Source organism: Steroidobacter sp. (genome assembly GCF_016790065.1).
GTDB lineage: Bacteria > Pseudomonadota > Gammaproteobacteria > Steroidobacterales > Steroidobacteraceae > Steroidobacter.
Window position 1 is genome coordinate 19,134 of record NZ_JAEUPY010000479.1, and the last position, 17,044, is coordinate 36,177.

16 protein-coding genes are annotated in these 17,044 nt (G+C 61.8%); 12 read left to right on the forward strand and 4 right to left on the reverse strand.

Going from position 1 to position 17,044, the window contains the following annotated elements; genetic code table 11:
• Nucleotides 1–99: 99 nt before the first annotated feature.
• Together groL and groES are read right to left on the reverse strand one after the other, a co-directional pair.
• Nucleotides 100–1,743 (reverse strand): chaperonin GroEL, encoded by a 1,644-nt coding sequence (groL, locus tag JNL55_RS19785; protein ID WP_293857658.1) that lies wholly within the window; start codon nucleotides 1,741–1,743, stop codon nucleotides 100–102.
• 104 nt (nucleotides 1,744–1,847) lie between these two features.
• The gene (gene groES, locus JNL55_RS19790) at nucleotides 1,848–2,138 is read right to left on the reverse strand and encodes a co-chaperone GroES (RefSeq protein WP_293857703.1); all 291 of its coding nucleotides are present in this window, start codon (nucleotides 2,136–2,138) and stop codon (nucleotides 1,848–1,850) included.
• Between the two features lie 246 nt (nucleotides 2,139–2,384).
• On the opposite strand from groES, the gene cutA reads away from it, so the two are divergent.
• From cutA to purD, 12 genes are all read left to right on the forward strand, one after another.
• Entirely contained in the window at nucleotides 2,385–2,735 is a 351-nt protein-coding gene (cutA, locus tag JNL55_RS19795; protein ID WP_293857661.1) for a divalent-cation tolerance protein CutA, read from the forward strand.
• On the forward strand, nucleotides 2,732–5,062 hold the full coding sequence (dsbD, locus tag JNL55_RS19800; protein ID WP_293857664.1) for a protein-disulfide reductase DsbD: 2,331 nt from the start codon (nucleotides 2,732–2,734) through the stop codon (nucleotides 5,060–5,062). The genes cutA and dsbD overlap by 4 nt, the downstream gene beginning before the upstream one ends.
• 60 nt (nucleotides 5,063–5,122) lie before the next feature.
• The gene (locus tag JNL55_RS19805; protein ID WP_293857667.1) at nucleotides 5,123–5,791 is read left to right on the forward strand and encodes a TlpA family protein disulfide reductase; all 669 of its coding nucleotides are present in this window, start codon (nucleotides 5,123–5,125) and stop codon (nucleotides 5,789–5,791) included.
• 248 nt (nucleotides 5,792–6,039) lie between these two features.
• On the forward strand, nucleotides 6,040–6,489 hold the full coding sequence (aroQ, locus tag JNL55_RS19810; RefSeq protein WP_293857670.1) for a type II 3-dehydroquinate dehydratase: 450 nt from the start codon (nucleotides 6,040–6,042) through the stop codon (nucleotides 6,487–6,489).
• Between the two features lie 69 nt (nucleotides 6,490–6,558).
• Nucleotides 6,559–7,017 (forward strand): acetyl-CoA carboxylase biotin carboxyl carrier protein, encoded by a 459-nt coding sequence (accB, locus tag JNL55_RS19815; protein ID WP_293857673.1) that lies wholly within the window; start codon nucleotides 6,559–6,561, stop codon nucleotides 7,015–7,017.
• A gap of 68 nt (nucleotides 7,018–7,085) precedes the next feature.
• Nucleotides 7,086–8,429 (forward strand): acetyl-CoA carboxylase biotin carboxylase subunit, encoded by a 1,344-nt coding sequence (gene accC, locus JNL55_RS19820; protein WP_293857676.1) that lies wholly within the window; start codon nucleotides 7,086–7,088, stop codon nucleotides 8,427–8,429.
• Between the two features lie 41 nt (nucleotides 8,430–8,470).
• The gene (gene prmA, locus JNL55_RS19825) at nucleotides 8,471–9,397 is read left to right on the forward strand and encodes a 50S ribosomal protein L11 methyltransferase (protein ID WP_293857679.1); all 927 of its coding nucleotides are present in this window, start codon (nucleotides 8,471–8,473) and stop codon (nucleotides 9,395–9,397) included.
• Between the two features lie 27 nt (nucleotides 9,398–9,424).
• Nucleotides 9,425–10,594 (forward strand): DUF3426 domain-containing protein, encoded by a 1,170-nt coding sequence (locus JNL55_RS19830; protein WP_293857682.1) that lies wholly within the window; start codon nucleotides 9,425–9,427, stop codon nucleotides 10,592–10,594.
• Nucleotides 10,594–11,604, forward strand: coding sequence for a tRNA dihydrouridine synthase DusB (dusB, locus tag JNL55_RS19835; RefSeq protein WP_293857685.1), 1,011 nt, complete (start codon nucleotides 10,594–10,596; stop codon nucleotides 11,602–11,604). Before JNL55_RS19830 ends, dusB begins: the two co-directional genes overlap by 1 nt.
• 136 nt (nucleotides 11,605–11,740) lie before the next feature.
• Complete coding sequence (gene fis / locus JNL55_RS19840) at nucleotides 11,741–11,968, forward strand: DNA-binding transcriptional regulator Fis (protein ID WP_293857688.1); 228 nt, start codon at nucleotides 11,741–11,743, stop codon at nucleotides 11,966–11,968.
• A 50-nt stretch (nucleotides 11,969–12,018) separates the two neighbouring features.
• Complete coding sequence (purH, locus tag JNL55_RS19845) at nucleotides 12,019–13,605, forward strand: bifunctional phosphoribosylaminoimidazolecarboxamide formyltransferase/IMP cyclohydrolase (protein ID WP_293857691.1); 1,587 nt, start codon at nucleotides 12,019–12,021, stop codon at nucleotides 13,603–13,605.
• Between the two features lie 47 nt (nucleotides 13,606–13,652).
• Nucleotides 13,653–14,942 (forward strand): phosphoribosylamine--glycine ligase, encoded by a 1,290-nt coding sequence (gene purD / locus JNL55_RS19850; RefSeq protein ID WP_293857694.1) that lies wholly within the window; start codon nucleotides 13,653–13,655, stop codon nucleotides 14,940–14,942.
• Nucleotides 14,943–15,007: 65 nt separating this feature from the next.
• On the opposite strand, the gene JNL55_RS19855 is transcribed toward purD, so the two are convergent.
• Nucleotides 15,008–15,391: a hypothetical protein gene (locus JNL55_RS19855; protein ID WP_293857697.1), complete on the reverse strand. Its 384-nt coding sequence runs from the start codon at nucleotides 15,389–15,391 to the stop codon at nucleotides 15,008–15,010.
• A 6-nt stretch (nucleotides 15,392–15,397) separates the two neighbouring features.
• Nucleotides 15,398–17,044, reverse strand: a 1,647-nt coding sequence (locus JNL55_RS19860; RefSeq protein ID WP_293857700.1) for a protein kinase domain-containing protein, incomplete at its 5' end; no start/stop codon positions are given.

Here is a 17,044-nt window from a genome sequence, read left to right on the forward strand (position 1 = left end):
CCAGGATGACGCGCCCCAAAAAGAAAAGCCCCGCCGGAGCGGGGCTTTTCGAGACAAGGTCGGCATCGAGGACAGGCTGAAGCCTGTCCCGCGATACGTTTACATGTCCATACCGCCCATGCCACCCATGCCGCCCGGGGCGCCGTGAGCATGATCAGCCTCGTCCTTCGGGGCTTCGGCGATCATCACTTCGGTGGTCAGCAACAGGCCGGCCACGGAAGCCGCGTTCTGCAGGGCCAGACGCGTCACCTTGGTCGGATCCAGGATGCCCAGCTCGAGCATGTCGCCGTAATCGCCGGAAGCGGCGTTATAGCCGAACGTGCCCTTGCCGTCCTTCACCTTGGCCAGCACCACAGCGGCGTCTTCGCCGGCGTTGGTGACGATCTGGCGCAGCGGCTCTTCGATCGAGCGCGACAGGATGCGGATACCGAAGGCCTGATCTTCGTTCTTGCCTTCCAGCTTCTCGACAGCCTTCTGGGCACGGATCAGCGCCACGCCGCCGCCCGGAACCACGCCTTCTTCAACGGCAGCGCGGGTGGCATGCAGCGCGTCTTCGACGCGAGCCTTCTTTTCCTTCATCTCGATCTCGGTGGCAGCGCCGACCTTGATCACGGCCACACCGCCAGACAGCTTGGCGACGCGCTCCTGCAACTTCTCCTTGTCGTAGTCCGAAGTGGCTTCTTCGATCTGACGACGGATCTGCTCGACGCGAGCCTTGATCTCGGAGTTCTTGCCCTTGCCGTCGATGACGGTGCTGTTTTCCTTCTCGACCACGATCTTCTTGGCTTCGCCCAGATCGTTCAGGGTCGCCTTTTCCAGCGACAGGCCGACTTCTTCGGAGATCACGGTGCCACCGGTCAGCACGGCGATGTCCTGGAGCATGGCTTTACGGCGATCGCCGAAGCCCGGGGCCTTCACGGCAGCAACCTTGACGATGCCGCGGATGGTGTTGACGACCAGGGTCGCCAGCGCTTCGCCTTCGACATCTTCGGCGACGATCAGCAGCGGACGGCCGGCCTTGGCAATGCCTTCCAGCAGCGGCAGCATTTCGCGGACGTTGGAGATCTTCTTTTCGTACAACAGGATGTACGGGTTGTCGAGCTCGGCAGTCTGGTTCTGCTGGTTGTTGATGAAGTACGGCGACAGGTAGCCGCGGTCGAACTGCATGCCTTCGACGACATCCAGCTCGTTCTGCAGGCCCGAGCCTTCTTCAACGGTGATCACGCCTTCTTTACCGACCTTTTCCATCGCGTCGGCAATGGTCTTGCCGATCGATTCGTCGGAGTTCGCGGAGATCGTGCCGACCTGCGCAATGGCCTTCTGATCTTTGCAAGGCTTGGAGAGCTTCTTCAGCTCATCGACGGCAGCCGCGACGGCCTGGTCGATACCGCGCTTCAGGTCCATCGGGTTGGCGCCGGCGGCCACGGCCTTGAGGCCTTCGCGCACGATCGCCTGAGCCAGCACGGTGGCGGTGGTGGTGCCGTCGCCGGCTTCGTCAGACGTGTTGGAAGCAACTTCCTTCACCATCTGCGCGCCCATGTTCTCGAACTTGTCCTTGAGCTCGATTTCCTTCGCGACCGACACGCCGTCCTTGGTGACGGTGGGGGCGCCGAAGCTCTTCTCGAGCACCGCGTTACGACCCTTGGGGCCGAGCGTGGCTTTGACCGCGTTCGCCAGGATATTCACACCCTTGAGCATGCGAGCGCGAGCGTCGTCGCTGAAACGTACTTCTTTAGCTGCCATGTGAGTTCAACCTCTATCTGATTTTCGGTTTCGCGGGCCGGCGTAGCCGGCCCACTACTGAATCTGTGTTGCGAGACTGGCGTGAGCCGGTCGCGCGTCGAGAATTACTTCTCGATCACGGCCATGACGTCTTCTTCACGCATGACCAGCAGCTCTTCACCGTCGACCTTCACTTCGGTGCCGCTGTACTTGCCGAACAGGATGTTGTCGCCGACCTTGACGTCCAGCGCGCGCACTTCGCCGCTCTCCAGGATCTTGCCCTTGCCGACGGCAACGACCTTGCCCTTGATCGGCTTTTCAGTGGCCGAGTCCGGAATCACGATGCCGCCGGGGGAGGTGCGCTCCTCTTCCAGGCGCTTGATGATCACGCGATCGTGCAGGGGGCGAATTTTCAGTTTCTCGGCCATAGCTCAAACCTCGGCAACGCTAGTTTGCGATTGGATTTGGGAGTGTTGGAGGGTGGGGCGACGCTTCCCGATCGTTCGTTAGCACTCACCCCATGCGGGTGCTAATAATAGGCAGCGAAAGGGATATTTCAAGTCGAATTTGGCGGGCTCGATGACCCCCCTATCACCTTGGCGGCACTGACAACGGACCGGCCTAAGGCTATGCTGCCGGCCGCGGCAAGCGAGTGTAACCCCATGACCGAGCAAGTGATTGTGGCTTTTTCCAGCTGCCCGGACGAGGCCACCGCCAAGCGTCTGGCCGAGGCTTTGGTGAGCGAGCGATTGGCAACCTGCGTGAATCGGGTGTCTGGCATCGCTTCGACTTACTTCTGGGACGGCCGTCTCCAGGACGACGCGGAGATTCTGTTAATCATTAAGACTACGGCGGCGCGCCTGACCGAGCTGGAAGCCCGGCTCAGCGCGCTGCACCCCTATGAATTGCCGGAACTGGTGGCCCTGCCGGTGGCGGGCGGGAACGAACGCTACCTGCAGTGGGTCCGAACCGGCGTGGCCGCGAACAACTCGACGGGGCTGGAGCCTCGATGAAGGCGAACGACTTGAACAGCAACAAGTATCGGTCCGGAGCGCTGGGCTGGTGGGCGGTGGCGTTGGCCTGGCTGGCCCTGCCGCCGGCCCTGATCCAATCCGCCTGGGCCAAGGACGACTTCCTGCCGCCCGAGCAGGCCTACCGCTACACGGTCAAGGCCGAGGGCGACCACGTCGTGGTCAGCTGGAAAATCACGCCGGGCTACTACCTCTATAAGAAGAAGATGGGCGTGGCCTCGACCATGGCCACCGTGCAACTCGCCGAACCGCAGTGGCCCAAGGGCGAAGAACACACCGACGATTACTTCGGCACCCAGGAGATTTATCGCGGCAGTGTCGATGTGCCCGTGGCGCTCACTGTGCAAGGCGCCGAGCGGCCGAAAAAACTGGCGCTCGAACTGAAGCTGCAAGGCTGCGCCGATGCCGGCCTGTGCTATCCGCCGTTGCGCTGGAAGACCGAAATCGATCTGCCGGCCGCGGGCGCAAGCGCTGGCGGCCAGGGCGCTGGCTTGAGCTCGGTGTTCAAATCCAAATCCGGCGGTCTGGGTCAGGCCAAACAGAACGACGACTTCCTGCCGCCCGACGAAGCCTTCCGCTTCGGCGCCGGCATGGAGAAGCCCGAGTCGGTAGCACTCACGTGGATCATCGCCGAGGGCTATTACCTCTATAAGGATCGCATCCACGTCACGTCGAACACGCCGGGCGTGACCCTGGGCAAATTACAGCTGCCCAAAGGCGACCCGAAACATGACGAGTACTTCGGCGACACCGAGGTCTATCACGAGATCCTCGAAGCGTCGTTGCCGATCGCGCGGCCGGCGGGCACCGGCAAGCTGGATTTGAATGTGACTTATCAGGGCTGTGCCGACGGCGGGCTCTGCTACAACCCGATCACCAAACAAGTGTCGTTGGATCTAACGCCCACCGACACAGCGACCACGCTGCCGGCCGATGCGCAGGCCGAGCCAACCACCACCAGCGCTGCCGGCTCTCAATCAGCATCGAAAGCGCCGGTTGCCGAACAAGACAAGCTGGCCACGCTGATTCGCGACGGCAATTTGTTTGCTGTGCTCGCCACCTTCTTCGGCCTCGGGGTGCTGTTGTCGTTCACGCCCTGTGTGCTGCCGATGATTCCGATTCTGTCCGGCATCATCGTGGGCCAAGGCGGCACGGTTACTCCGGCACGCGGCTTCTCGCTCGCATTCACATACGTGCAAGGCATGGCGCTGACTTACGCCGCTGCGGGTGCCGCGTTCGTGCTGGCATTCAAACAAGCGCCGCAAGCGTTCTTCCAACAGCCGTGGATCATTACGTTGATGACGCTGCTGTTCGTGGTGCTCGCCGTCGCGATGTTCGGTGCGTTCACTCTGCAATTGCCGAGCTCGTTGCAAACCCGACTGACCAATGTCAGCAATGACCAAAAATCGGGCACCTACATCGGCACGTTCATCATGGGTGCGTTGTCTGCACTGGTCGTAACCGCCTGCGTTGCGCCCGCCATCATCGCGGCGCTGTCCGTCATCAGCCAGACCGGTCAAATCGCACGCGGCGCCGGCGCGCTGTATGCGACCGGCTTGGGCATGGGCGTACCGTTGTTGATCGTCGGCGCATCCGCCGGCTCGTTGCTGCCGAAAGTGGGTCCGTGGATGGACACGGTGAAATCGCTGTTCGGCGTGCTGTTCCTCGGCGTTGCGATTTATATCGTTTCGCCGCTGTTGCCGGCAGGCATAGTGATGCTGTTGTGGTCACTGCTCACGGTGCTGTCGGGCTTCTGGGTGTTCTCGCTCAAAGCACGCGATGGTGGACCAATCTCCGCTCCGTTGCGCGCGCTGGGTTTGATCGCAGTCGTCTATGGAATGCTGTTACTGATCGGCGCGGCGTCCGGCAGCAAAGATCCATTGCAACCGTTGGATCGCTTGGCCGCCGGCAGCGGTGGCGGCGCGAGCGCGCAGGAACATGCGCTGGCGTTTCAACGAATCAAAACCGTCAGCGATCTGGAAAATGCCGTGGCCGCGGCGACCGCTGCCGGCCGACCGGTGATGTTGGATTTCTATGCGGACTGGTGCGTGTCCTGCAAAGAGATGGAAAAGTTCACGTTCCCGGACCCGGCAGTTCAGGCGGCGCTGGCCGACGCGGTGTTATTGCAGGCGGATGTGACCGCAAATGACGATGACGACAAAGCGCTGATGACCCGTTTCGAAATCTACGGCCCGCCGACCATCGCGTTCTATGGCGCCGATGGAGTCGAACGCAAAGACTTTCGACTGGTAGGATTCGTGAAAGCCGAGCGCTTCAGCGAACATGTGCGAGCGGCATTCGGTAGTTAGAACCGCGCTTCTTCTCGTACTCACGCGGCCGCGAGCCGCTCTTCGTTTGAGACAGCTGATATGAAACCCATCGGTTACGTTGTGGTCGCCGTCATTGCGGCGGCGGCAGGCTTCGGTCTTTATCACTTCGGCATCGCGCCTCGCGTGAACGTCGAGCAGGCGCAGACCACGAGCGCACCGGCCGAAACGGAAGCAGCATCTGAAACAGAAGGCGGCGCCGATGGGCTCCCCGACGTGCTGCCCGACTTCACGCTCGCCAACCTCGACGGCCAGCCGCAATCCATCCGCAGTTGGCAAGGCAAGTCGATGATCGTGAATTTCTGGGCGACCTGGTGCGCGCCTTGCCGTCGCGAAATTCCGCTGCTGAACAAGATCCAGGCCGAGCACGGCGCGGAAGGCTTCCAGATCGTCGGCGTCGCAGTCGACTTTCGCGATGACGTGTTGAAGTACGCCAAAGAGATCGGCATCGGCTATCCGCTGCTGATCGGCGAACAAGACGGGCTCGAGGCGGTGACCAAGTTCGGCCGTGGCTCGCTGGGCTTCCCGTTCACGGTATTTACCGATAACCAGCAGCGCCTGGTGCTATTCCACCTCGGCGAGCTGCATCCGCCGCAGGCCGAAATCATGCTGGCAGCCGTCCGCAAGGTGAACAGCGGTGAGTTGACGCCATTCAGTGCGCGCACCGTTGTAGCCAAGCAACTCGCGGAATTGCCCGAGGCCAAACAGTAAAGCTGGCCGACACCGCCAGATCGGCTATGATGCCGCCCCTATTTTTCCGGCGCGGGCGCTAAAGAACGGGATTCGAAGGGCCAGGCAGCGCGCGCCAGGGCTTCCGCCACTGTTGCGGATTTGCCCACAAAAAGCCCCGATGTAGCCGCGATCCGCTTGGATCGTGGTGCAAACCATCGCCAAATTGCACCCAATCTGGTTAAACTCGCCGCCATCTTCGTTGCAGTGAATTTTCATAACTCATCCGCATGGCGCACCTGCTGCTCTTGAACGGCCCCAACTTGAACCTGCTCGGCACTCGCGAGCCGGGCACGTATGGGTCCGTCACCTTGGAGCAGATCGTGAACCGCGTGGGCCAGCTCGCGGCGGAATCCGGCCATCACTTGTCGGCGTTCCAAAGCAATGCCGAGGCCGAGTTGATCAGCCGGATCCACGAGGCGCCGACTTCGCACGTCGCCTGCATCATCTTCAATCCGGCAGCGTTCACGCATACCAGCGTGGCCCTGCGTGACGCGCTGCTGGGCGTGAAGATTCCTTTCATCGAAGTACATCTGAGCAACGTGTATGCGCGGGAGTCTTTCCGCCATCACTCTTACTTCTCCGACATCGCCATCGGCACGATTACGGGACTGGGTGCATTCGGGTATGAGCTGGCGCTGCGCGCCGCGGCGAATTACCTGACCCTGCCCCGCAAATAAAGTCGTAGCGCTGGCGTTTTTTTCGCACTCTTTCCGCGCTCCAAGCTGGAAAAGAACAAGAGGGTCCATATGGATATTCGCAAGGTCAAAAAACTCATCGAGCTGCTCGAGGAATCCGGCATCGCCGAGATCGAGATCAGTGAGGGTGAGGAGTCGGTGCGCATCAGCCGCTATCCGCAGGGCCAGGCCGCCGCGCCGATCGTGCACTACGCTGCTCCTCCGGTGGCTGCACCGGTCGCCGCCGCACCGGCAGCTATTGCTGCTCCGGCCGTCGCCGCTGCGCCGAGCAAAGCCGATCACACCGTGACGGCGCCGATGGTCGGCACGTATTACTCCTCCGCTTCGCCGGGCGCCAAGTCGTTCGTCGACATCGGCAGCGAAGTGAATGTCGGCGACACCCTGTGCATCATCGAAGCCATGAAGATGATGAATCAGATCGAGTCGGACAAATCCGGCCGAGTCACGGCGGTGCTGGTGAAGAACGGCGATCCGGTCGAGTTCGGCCAGCCCCTGTTCATTATTGAATAATCGCCACCGCTTAACTTCGTCGCACGCCCGCCCCTCGTCGGCCGGCGTGCGCGGGTAAAAAACCAAACATGTTGGAAAAAGTAGTCATTGCCAATCGCGGCGAGATCGCGCTAAGGATATTGCGCGCCTGCCGTGAGCTAGGCATCAAAACGGTCGCCGTGCATTCCACTGCCGACTTCAACCAGAAGCACGTGCTGCTGGCGGACGAGTCGGTGTGCATCGGCCCGCCGGCCTCCAAAGACAGTTATCTGAACATGCCGGCGATCATCAGCGCCGCGGAAGTGACCGACTCGGTCGCCATCCATCCCGGCTACGGCTTTTTGTCCGAGAACGCGGACTTCGCCGAGCGCGTGGAGAAGAGCGGTTTCATTTTCGTCGGCCCCAAGCCCGAAACCATTCGCATGATGGGCGACAAGGTGTCGGCGATCCGCGTGATGAAGGCCGCTGGCGTGCCTTGCGTGCCCGGCTCCGGCGGCCCGCTCGGCGCCGATGCGGATGAAAACTTCCGTATCGCGCATGAGCTCGGCTATCCGGTCATCATCAAAGCCTCCGGCGGCGGTGGCGGCCGCGGCATGCGCGTGGTCCACAGCGACGCGACCTTGATCAATGCGATCAACGTGACCCAGGCCGAAGCCTTGGCCGCGTTCGGCAACGCCGAGGTCTACATGGAGAAGTTCCTCGAAAAGCCGCGTCATATCGAAATCCAGGTGCTGGCCGATAACTACGGCAACGTGGTGCATCTGGGCGAACGCGACTGCTCGCTGCAACGTCGCCACCAGAAAGTCATCGAAGAAGCGCCTGCGCCGGGCATCACTCCGAAACAGCGCAAGGCCATCGGCGATCGTTGCGTCGCTGCCTGTCGGGACGTCGGTTATCGCGGCGCCGGCACGCTGGAATTCCTGTATCAGGACGGCGAGTTCTATTTCATCGAAATGAACACGCGCGTGCAGGTGGAACATCCGGTCACCGAACAGATCACCGGCATCGACATCGTGAAGGCCCAGCTGCGCGTCGCTTCCGGCGAGCGCCTGCCTTGGACCCAGAACGACATCCAGATTCGTGGCCATGCCATCGAGTGCCGCATCAACGCCGAAGATCCGAAGGGTTTCATTCCTTCGCCGGGTCCGGTGAAGCTGTTCCACGCACCGGGCGGCCCGGGCATCCGGGTCGACAGCCATTTGTACAGTGGTTATACGGTGCCGCCTTACTATGATTCGATGATCGGCAAAGTCATCGCCTACGGCGAAGATCGTGACACCGCCATCGCTCGGATGAAGAACGCCCTGTCGGAAATGGTCATCGAAGGCATCAAGACCAACATCCCGTTGCACCAGGAAATTTTCAATCACGCCGCCTTCAAGGCCGGCGGACTGGATATTCATTACCTGGAACGCCGCCTGGGTATTAAATAATCCTGGGTATCAAATAAATCCTGGGAATTAAATAATCGGCCATGCCTTTCCTGCAGCTCATCCTTCCGATCGGCGCAGCCGACCCTGCGCCGTATGAGGATGCGCTGCTCGCGGCCGGCGCCTCCTCCATCACCCTCGAAGACGAGGGTGACGATCCCGTTCTCGAACCGCTGCCCGGAACGACTCCGCTGTGGCCACGCGTCCGCGTGAAGGCGCTATTCGACGGCGCAGTCCATCGCGATGAAGTGCTGATAACGCTCGCAGCCGAGCTGGGTGACCCGCTCGCTCAGCCTTTGAGCCATGCCCACTTCGAAACTCTCGAAGATCGCGCCTGGGAACGTGAATGGCTGAAAGACTTCAAGCCCATGCGTTTCGGCGAACGCTTGTGGATTTGCCCCGGCGGCCAGCAACCAGACGCCGCTCAGCTGACCACCAGCAAAGCGCCGGTGCTCATCGAACTCGATCCCGGGCTCGCCTTCGGCACCGGTACGCATCCCACGACGGCGCTGTGCCTGGAATGGTTGGATAGCGCACAGGTCGCCGGCGCACGGGTCATCGATTTCGGCTGCGGCTCCGGCATCCTCGCCATCGCCGCCGCCAAACTCGGCGCAGCCGACGTGCTTGCCATCGACATCGATCCGCAAGCGCTCCTGGCAACCCACGACAACGCTGAACGCAACGGCGTGGCGCAGCTGATCACGGCACGCTTGGTCGACGCCGATGAAGGTCATGGCGCACCAGCCGACATTCTGCTGGCAAATATCCTGGCCGGGCCGTTGGCCAGCCTGGCGGCGGCATTCGCCGGCCGGGTTCGCAGCGGCGGTCGACTGGTGCTGTCGGGAATTCTTCAGAATCAGGCGGAAGCTGTAGCAACCACATATGCGCCGTGGTTTGATATCGGCCCCGTCGTGGTCCGAGACGACTGGGTGCGCCTCGACGGCGTGCGCCGGCCGACTCCACCGCCCTAAATCGTTTTGGATCGTGATGATCTTCGCATGCTGACTCAGTGTCCCAGCTGCCAGACGACCTTTCGCGTCACGAGCGAGATCCTCCGGGTCGCGCACGGCCAGGTCCGTTGCGGCCGCTGCCAGACACAGTTCGACGCGCTGGAACGTTTGATCGAGGAGAACGACGCCGGCGACGTCGAAAGCGGACGTTACATGCGGCCGCCACGCGCCCTGCCGCAGCCGCCGGAGACACCCGGCCAGATCGAAGTCGAGGAGCCGGTCGAGCACGAGGAGATCACGCTCGAAGGCCGCCACATCGAAATCAGCGGCGTGTACGAGACCATCGACGAAAGCGGTCAGGGTCAGCCGCAGATTCGCGAACAGACCGTCGAAGAATGGGTCGAGATCGATCAGGACGATGCCTTGCTCGACAGCGAGCCGGAAATCGAAGTCATCGACATGCGCGAGGAATATTCCAGCGTGGTCGAGGAAGACGCAGACATCCAAGCGGCCGCGGCCGAAATGGAAGCCGAGCGAGCCGCGTCACAATCCGGTCAATGGGCTCAGCAGCAACCTCAAGCCACTTTCACGCCGACTCGCACACGCGAGCCGAGCGTGCGCTCACGTCGCAATCCGCGCGCGATCACCGTCGACGACTCACCCACCGAGTTCGATTTCCCGACTCAGCAACGCAGCGACACGCCCTCGCCGCTGTGGTCGCTGCTCGCCGTGCCGCTGTTCCTGGCGCTGCTCGTGCAAGTCGTACATCACTACCGGTCGGATCTGGCGCGTCACCCGCAGCTCGGCGGACCCATGCAAAGTATTTATGGCGCGCTCGGCCTGAGCTTGCGCCCTGACTGGAACCTGCACGCCTACGAAGTGCGCCAATGGGGCGTGATCGCCGATCCGGCGGCCCCCGGAACGTTGAAGGTGCGCGCCAGTGTGAAAAATCTCGCCGACTTTCCTCAGCCTTACCCGTTGCTGAAGTTGGTGCTCGAAGATCGTTGGGGAGATCAGGTGCGCGCGCGCGAGTTCGAACCCGCCGAGTATCTGGACCCGACCGCCGCGCCCGACCGCATGCTGGCACCGGCTCAACAAACCAATGCGAGCATCGCCATCGTCGATCCGGGACCGGACGCCGAAGGTTTTCGTTTCGACGTGTGCCTGCGTGGCGCGCGAGGTGCAGTCTGCGCCGCCGACGTGCCGGGCAAACTGTGATGCGCATCGGGCCTTACGAATTGGTCAACAATCTGGCGCTCGCGCCCATGGCAGGCGTGACCGACTTGCCGTTTCGACTGTTGTGTCGACGCATGGGCGCGGCAATAGCTGCTGGAGAAATGCTGACTTGCGATGTGCGTTTATGGCACACCGAGAAGTCGCGTCGGCGCATGGACCACAGTGGCGAGCCTGAGCCGCGCGTGGTGCAGATCGCTGGCGGCGATCCGGAGATGATGGCCGAGGCCGCGCGACGTAACGCCGATGCCGGCGCGCAAATCATCGATATCAATTTAGGTTGCCCGGCGAAAAAAGTTTGCAATAAGGCGGCCGGTTCGGCGCTGATGAAAGATGAGCCGCTGGTACGGCAGATTCTGGAAGCCGTTGTCAAGGCGGTGAGCGTGCCGGTGACATTGAAAATGCGCACCGGTTGGGATCCCGAACATCGCAACGGCCCGGCGATTGCGCGCATGGCCGAAGCAATCGGCGTGCAAGCGCTGGCGATTCATGGCCGCACGCGCGCTTGCATGTACCAGGGAAGCGCCGAATACGACACCATCCGTAGCATCAAGCAAAGCGTGTCGATTCCGATTTTCGCCAATGGCGACATTGACTCAGCAGCGAAAGCGAAGCACGTACTTGAACAGACTGGCGTAGATGGCTTGATGATCGGGCGCAGCGCACAAGGTCAGCCGTGGATTTTCCGAGAAATTCTCGCTGGGCTGAACGATGGCGCACATGACGCGCACTCATACGCACCACCTTCCATCGCAGAAGTCCGTGATATCATGCTCGCTCATTTGCGCGATCTGCATGCCTTCTACGGGGAGGAGGCGGGAGTCCGGGTCGCGCGTAAACACATCGATTGGTATGCGAAGAGTCGCGCGTCTGCGCCGGCTTTACGACAAGCCGTGATGCAGGCGACTGACGCGTCGACACAAATCGACCGCGTCCAGGCGTATTTCAATGCGCTCGCAGAAGCGCCGGAAGAGAGACTGTCTAGCGCGGCTTGAACGAGTCGCGCGCCAGTGAGAGGCACGCGACGTGAACGAACATTTGATTGCAAAGAATTTTGGCGGAGAGGCCATGGCCCCCAGAAAAACAACCAGAGCTCGCCGCGAGCCGCTGGCTCGGCCCGCGACGCGGGCGATGCCCTTGAGGACGATGACGGCGGAAGCGCTCGATTCTTATTTCGCGACCTTGAACGGTCACAAGCCCGGGCAGTTGTACGACCTGGTGCTGCGTGAAGTGGAAGAACCGCTGTTCAAAGCCGTGCTCCATTACGCCGAAGGTAACCAGAGTCGCGCTGCCGACATTCTCGGCATCAATCGCGGCACGCTGCGCAAGAAGTTGAAGACTTACGGCCTGGACAACTAATTCGTCCGGCGCCTTGGTTCGTTGTTTGGTTTGCAAGAGAATCACCGCACATGTCCCCGGCTCTGTCGAAGATTGGCGTGCGCCGCGCGCTGCTGAGTGTTTCCAACAAAGATGGTCTGGTGGAATTCGCGCAGGCGTTGCAACGTCGTGGCGTAGCGATTCTTTCGACGGGCGGCACCGCCAGCCTGTTGGAGAAGCATGGCATCCAGGTGACGCAGGTATCGGCGCACACCGGCTTTCCGGAAATCATGGATGGTCGCGTCAAAACCTTGCATCCGAAAATTCACGGTGGCCTGCTCGGCCGGCGCGAGATCGACGATGCAGTCATGCGCCAGCACGGCATCGATCCCATCGATCTGGTGGTGGTGAATCTGTATCCGTTCGCGGCGACCATCGCTAAACCCGATTGCACTTACGAAGACGCCATCGAAAACATCGACATCGGCGGCCCCGCGATGGTGCGCGCATCGGCCAAAAATCATGATCGCGTAACGGTGATCGTCGATCCGCTGGACTACACAGCCGTGCTCGATGAGTTGAACAATTCCGACGGCGCGGTCTCCGAGCAAACGCGCAAGCGACTCGCGGCCAAAGCATTTGCACACACCGCCAGCTACGACTCGGCAGTCGCCAGTTATTTGACGCGCGTGACTCAGGCTCCGCAGGACACGAAGGAAGAATATCCGGAGTCGTTGGCTCTGCAGTTCCAGAAACGTATGGATCTGCGTTACGGCGAGAACCCGCATCAGAGCTCAGCGTTCTACGCCGTCGCCGATGTACCGGGTGCCAGCATCGGCACTGCCAAGCAATTGCAGGGCAAGCAGCTCTCGTACAACAACATCGCTGACGGTGACACTGCATTCGAATGCGTGCGTCAATTCGATGAGCCGGCCTGCGTCATCGTGAAGCATGCGAATCCGTGCGGCGTCGCTGTGGCCGGCGACACGCTCGCTGCCTACGATCGTGCGTATCGCACCGACCCTACGTCAGCGTTCGGCGGCATCATCGCGTTCAATCGCCCGCTCAATGCGAGCACAGCGCGCGCCATCGTCGAGCGTCAGTTCGTCGAACTGATCATCGCGCCGGAAGTCGATGCCGACGCGTTGGAGATTTGCGCGCGAAAGGAAAACGTTCGCGTGCTTATCACTGGAAGTTTGCAAGCAACTGGCATTCGTCACGAATATCGCAGCGTCAACGGCGGTCTGCTGGTGCAGACGCGCGATGAAGGTCGCATCCTGCGCCCCGACCTACGCGTCGTCACCAAGCTGGTGCCGAGCGAAGAACAATTCGCCGACCTGCTGTTCGCTTGGCAGGTGTGCAAGTACGTCAAGTCCAACGCCATCATCTATGTGAAAGAGCGCATGACCCTCGGCGTCGGCGCCGGCCAGATGAGCCGCGTGGTCTCGAGCCGCATCGCTGCCATGAAGGCCAAGGACGAAGGTCTGGAAGTGGCCGGCGCAGTGATGGCGTCGGATGCGTTCTTCCCGTTCCGCGACGGTTTGGACGTTGCTGCCGAACTCGGCATCAAGGCCGTGATTCAACCGGGCGGCTCGATGCGAGACAACGAAGTGATCGCCGCGGCCGACCAACATGGCATGGCCATGGTGTTGACCGGCATGCGGCACTTCAGACACTGAGCCGCCGCTCGCGAGCTGCGGCTCGCGACAACTGACGTAGAGAAACTATGCGCGTTCTGATTCTGGGTTCCGGTGGCCGCGAACATGCGTTCGCGTGGAAGATTGCCAACACTCCGCGAATCACTGCGGTCTTCGTTGCCCCCGGCAATGCGGGCACCGCGCTCGAGCACGGCGTCACCAACGTCGACATCGCAGCCGACGACATCGACAAGTTGCTCGACTTCGCCAAGCGCGAAAAAATCGATCTGACCATCGTCGGCCCGGAAGCGCCGCTGGTGATCGGCGTTACCGATGCGTTCGAAGCCGCTGGCTTGCGTTGCTTCGGTCCGCGCAAGCTCGCCGCGCGCCTGGAAGGTTCGAAAGCCTTCACCAAAGAATTCCTGCGTCGTCACAAGATTCCCACGGCGGCGTACGCGACTTTCACCAAAGCCAATTTCGATCCCGCTTGGGTGCGCGCTCAGCGTGCTCCGCTGGTGGTCAAAGCCGACGGCCTCGCGGCCGGCAAAGGCGTGATCATCTGCGAGACCCAGGAAGAAGCGATAGCGAGCACGCAGGCGATGTTCGACGGACAGTTCGGCGCTGCTGGCAACACCGTGGTCATCGAAGAGTTTTTGGAAGGCGAAGAAGCGAGCTTCATCGCCATCGTCAGCGGCAAACACATTCTGCCGCTGGCCACGTCGCAAGATCACAAGCGTCGCGATGACGGCGACCAAGGACCGAACACCGGCGGCATGGGTGCCTACTCGCCCGCCCCCGTCGTCACCGACGAGCTGCACGCACGCATCATGAATGAAGTGATGCGACCGACGGCCGAGGGTTTGATCAGCGATGGCACGCCGTATATCGGCTTCCTGTACGCCGGCATCATGATTGCGCCGGATGGCACGCCCAACGTGCTCGAGTTCAATTGCCGTTTCGGCGATCCGGAGACTCAGCCCATCCTGTCGCGTCTCAAGACCGATCTGACTGCGCTGTGTGAAGCGGCATTGGATGGTCGACTCGACCAGGTGACTGCCGAGTGGGATCCGCGAGCGGCACTCGGTGTCGTGCTCGCTGCTGGCGGTTATCCGGACTCGGTGCGCAAAGGCGATGAGATTCGCGGTCTCGATGACGCTGCGACCTTGGCCGGCAAAGTGTTTCATGCCGGCACCACGCTGGACGACGGCAAAGTCGTTACCAGCGGCGGGCGAGTGTTGTGTGCCGTCGGCCTGGGCAAGACCGTCAGCGACGCTCAGCGAGCTGCCTATGCGCTGTGCGACAAGATCAAATGGAACGGCGTGCAGTATCGACGCGATATCGGCTATCGAGCCGTGCAGAGAGAACAAGCGAAGAAGTAAGCGTCGGCGCTTCTGCCGGCAGCAGGATATTTTTGGCTGCGGCGCTGGCTCGGAGTCGGAGCCGTTTATTCGGCAAGGTCCAGCTGGGGAGTAATCTCCAGGACGCTGCGTTCTGCCGGTGCCGAATCGGGGATGACTTCCAATATCAGCTGCAGGTTTGCATCTGACGTCACTGGAAAGTCGTGCAAGAGGCGTTCGGCGAAGGTCGTGGTTTGGCCGAGCTGCTCGAGCTCCGCGCGAGGCACGGTGACCCAAATCCCGGTGGGGTCGCTATCCAACTGCCAGCCGCCGCGCTCGGCAGTCATCACCGACGGTCGAATGCTCACTCTGAATGCATGATGGCGGGGCAATGCCACGACCAGATCCACCGCACGGCCCGACACCAAACGCTCCAGCTCAGTACGGCCGAGCTGACAATGCAACGCTTGTCCGGAGAATCGCACGTCCACGGGCGATCAGTCGTCGTCGACGATGATGACAGCGGCGCTGCTGCGCTCGCCGAGGGTCACGCCTTCTTCATTGACTTGCAGCTCGACCAGGAACAGCTCAGTGGTTTCCTTGATCGAGTCCTGCACCAGCGGGATGGTGATATGAGCTTCACGCACACCGGCGGGAATGCGCTCCGTGCCCGGGCCGATGCCGGCGAAGTCTGAGCCCATCTCCGCCGAGTTGGCGCGCAGATTCCAAGTGAACGTGACTTCACGACGCGTCGAACCCGAACGCCGGACCAGCAGCCGCACCGAGCCGTCGCCTTCGGAAGTAACGTAACTGTCCTTGTCGAATTCGATGGAGATGGGCCGCGCTGCTGCCGACGATGACGCCGACTGAGTCGCGGGCACACTGGATCCAGCGGCCTGTTCCGACTGCGTGCGCGGCTGCGACTGCGTCGCTGCTGGCGTTCGTGCCGTTTCAGCTGGCTGCCGAGCATCGGCTCGACCCGTCGGCGCGGCAGGCTGCGTGACCTTCGGAGCAGCGCCTGAAGCCGGACGCTCCGACGAAGCCAACGGTTCAACCGTGGGCGGAGTAATCGTCGACAGCGGTTGCGAGCCGACACTATCGCTGACCCGTGCCGGCCGTTCCTCGACCGGGTTGCGCCCGGTGGCTTCGCTCTGTAATTCACGATCGGCGAACGGCGGCATCACCGGTAGCACGTTGGCCAGATTTTTCGGCAACAACTCGTACTGCCAAACGAAGTAACCACTCGCCGCAAAGACCATCGCGAGCAGCATCGCAACCGCGACCCGGCGCCAGCGTGAGCGCGACACGTCGGGCACGGCGAGCTCAGAAGGCGAACCGAGACGACTCGGCGCTTCGCCACAGCCCAGCCCCGTCAGCAACTCGACGATATCGATTCGACGCTCACCGCGAGTCCACAACAAAGCCCGCTGCAACGTTTGCTGTCGTTTGCCGCTCAAGCCCGCGATGCGCTGTGGCGCGCGGCCGTGCGCTCTCGCGAGCGGCGCAGAGCGACCACCGAAGGGATGCCGCCCGGACAGCAGCTCATAAGCAATACAGGCCAGGCTGTAAACGTCGTCGCTGGGATGCGGATCGCTGCCGTTCACTCGCTCCACGCTGGCATAGGCCGGCGCGGCGACCGGACCTTCATGCAGTCCCGACGCGGTGTGCAAATCGAGCGGCCGGTCGCGCGAGAAGCCGAAGTCGAGGACGCGCACTTCGCCAGTCGACGTAATCATGATGTTGCGCGGCTTAAGATCCGCATGGACGACATTGCGCCGATGCGCATGCGCCAGCGCGGCGCCAACGCTGCTGATGATGCCCAGCGCGTAATGGTGCGCCATGGGCTGACCATCCAGCCGCTTCAGAATGTCAGCGAGCAGCTCGCCCTCGAGCAACTCCATGACGATGAAATAAACATTGCCGTCGCGATCCAGGTCGAACACGCTGACCACGTTGGGATGGGACAGCGACTGGGCCTCGTGAAACTCGCGTTCCAGCTGCGCCAGTTCGTCCGGCCGATGCTCGTAGTTGAGCTTCAGCACCTTCACAGCGACACAGCGCGCCGTCGGATCCAAGTGCGCGCGATGGCGGTCGACGGCCTTATAAACCGTGCCCGTGCTGCCGCGACCCAAAATCGACGTTAG

What these genes read in the sequence shown, in the direction of transcription:
- JNL55_RS19805 (WP_293857667.1), top strand. Translation starts at nt 5,123, where the DNA reads ATGAAACCCATCGGTTACGTTGTGGTCGCCGTCATTGCGGCGGCGGCA.
- dsbD (WP_293857664.1), top strand. Translation starts at nt 2,732, where the DNA reads ATGAAGGCGAACGACTTGAACAGCAACAAGTATCGGTCCGGAGCGCTG.
- prmA (WP_293857679.1), top strand. Translation starts at nt 8,471, where the DNA reads ATGCCTTTCCTGCAGCTCATCCTTCCGATCGGCGCAGCCGACCCTGCG.
- fis (WP_293857688.1), top strand. Translation starts at nt 11,741, where the DNA reads ATGCCCTTGAGGACGATGACGGCGGAAGCGCTCGATTCTTATTTCGCG.
- cutA (WP_293857661.1), top strand. Translation starts at nt 2,385, where the DNA reads ATGACCGAGCAAGTGATTGTGGCTTTTTCCAGCTGCCCGGACGAGGCC.
- accC (WP_293857676.1), top strand. Translation starts at nt 7,086, where the DNA reads ATGTTGGAAAAAGTAGTCATTGCCAATCGCGGCGAGATCGCGCTAAGG.
- purH (WP_293857691.1), top strand. Translation starts at nt 12,019, where the DNA reads ATGTCCCCGGCTCTGTCGAAGATTGGCGTGCGCCGCGCGCTGCTGAGT.
- dusB (WP_293857685.1), top strand. Translation starts at nt 10,594, where the DNA reads ATGCGCATCGGGCCTTACGAATTGGTCAACAATCTGGCGCTCGCGCCC.
- purD (WP_293857694.1), top strand. Translation starts at nt 13,653, where the DNA reads ATGCGCGTTCTGATTCTGGGTTCCGGTGGCCGCGAACATGCGTTCGCG.
- groL (WP_293857658.1), bottom strand. Translation starts at nt 1,743, where the DNA reads ATGGCAGCTAAAGAAGTACGTTTCAGCGACGACGCTCGCGCTCGCATG.
- accB (WP_293857673.1), top strand. Translation starts at nt 6,559, where the DNA reads ATGGATATTCGCAAGGTCAAAAAACTCATCGAGCTGCTCGAGGAATCC.
- aroQ (WP_293857670.1), top strand. Translation starts at nt 6,040, where the DNA reads ATGGCGCACCTGCTGCTCTTGAACGGCCCCAACTTGAACCTGCTCGGC.
- JNL55_RS19830 (WP_293857682.1), top strand. Translation starts at nt 9,425, where the DNA reads ATGCTGACTCAGTGTCCCAGCTGCCAGACGACCTTTCGCGTCACGAGC.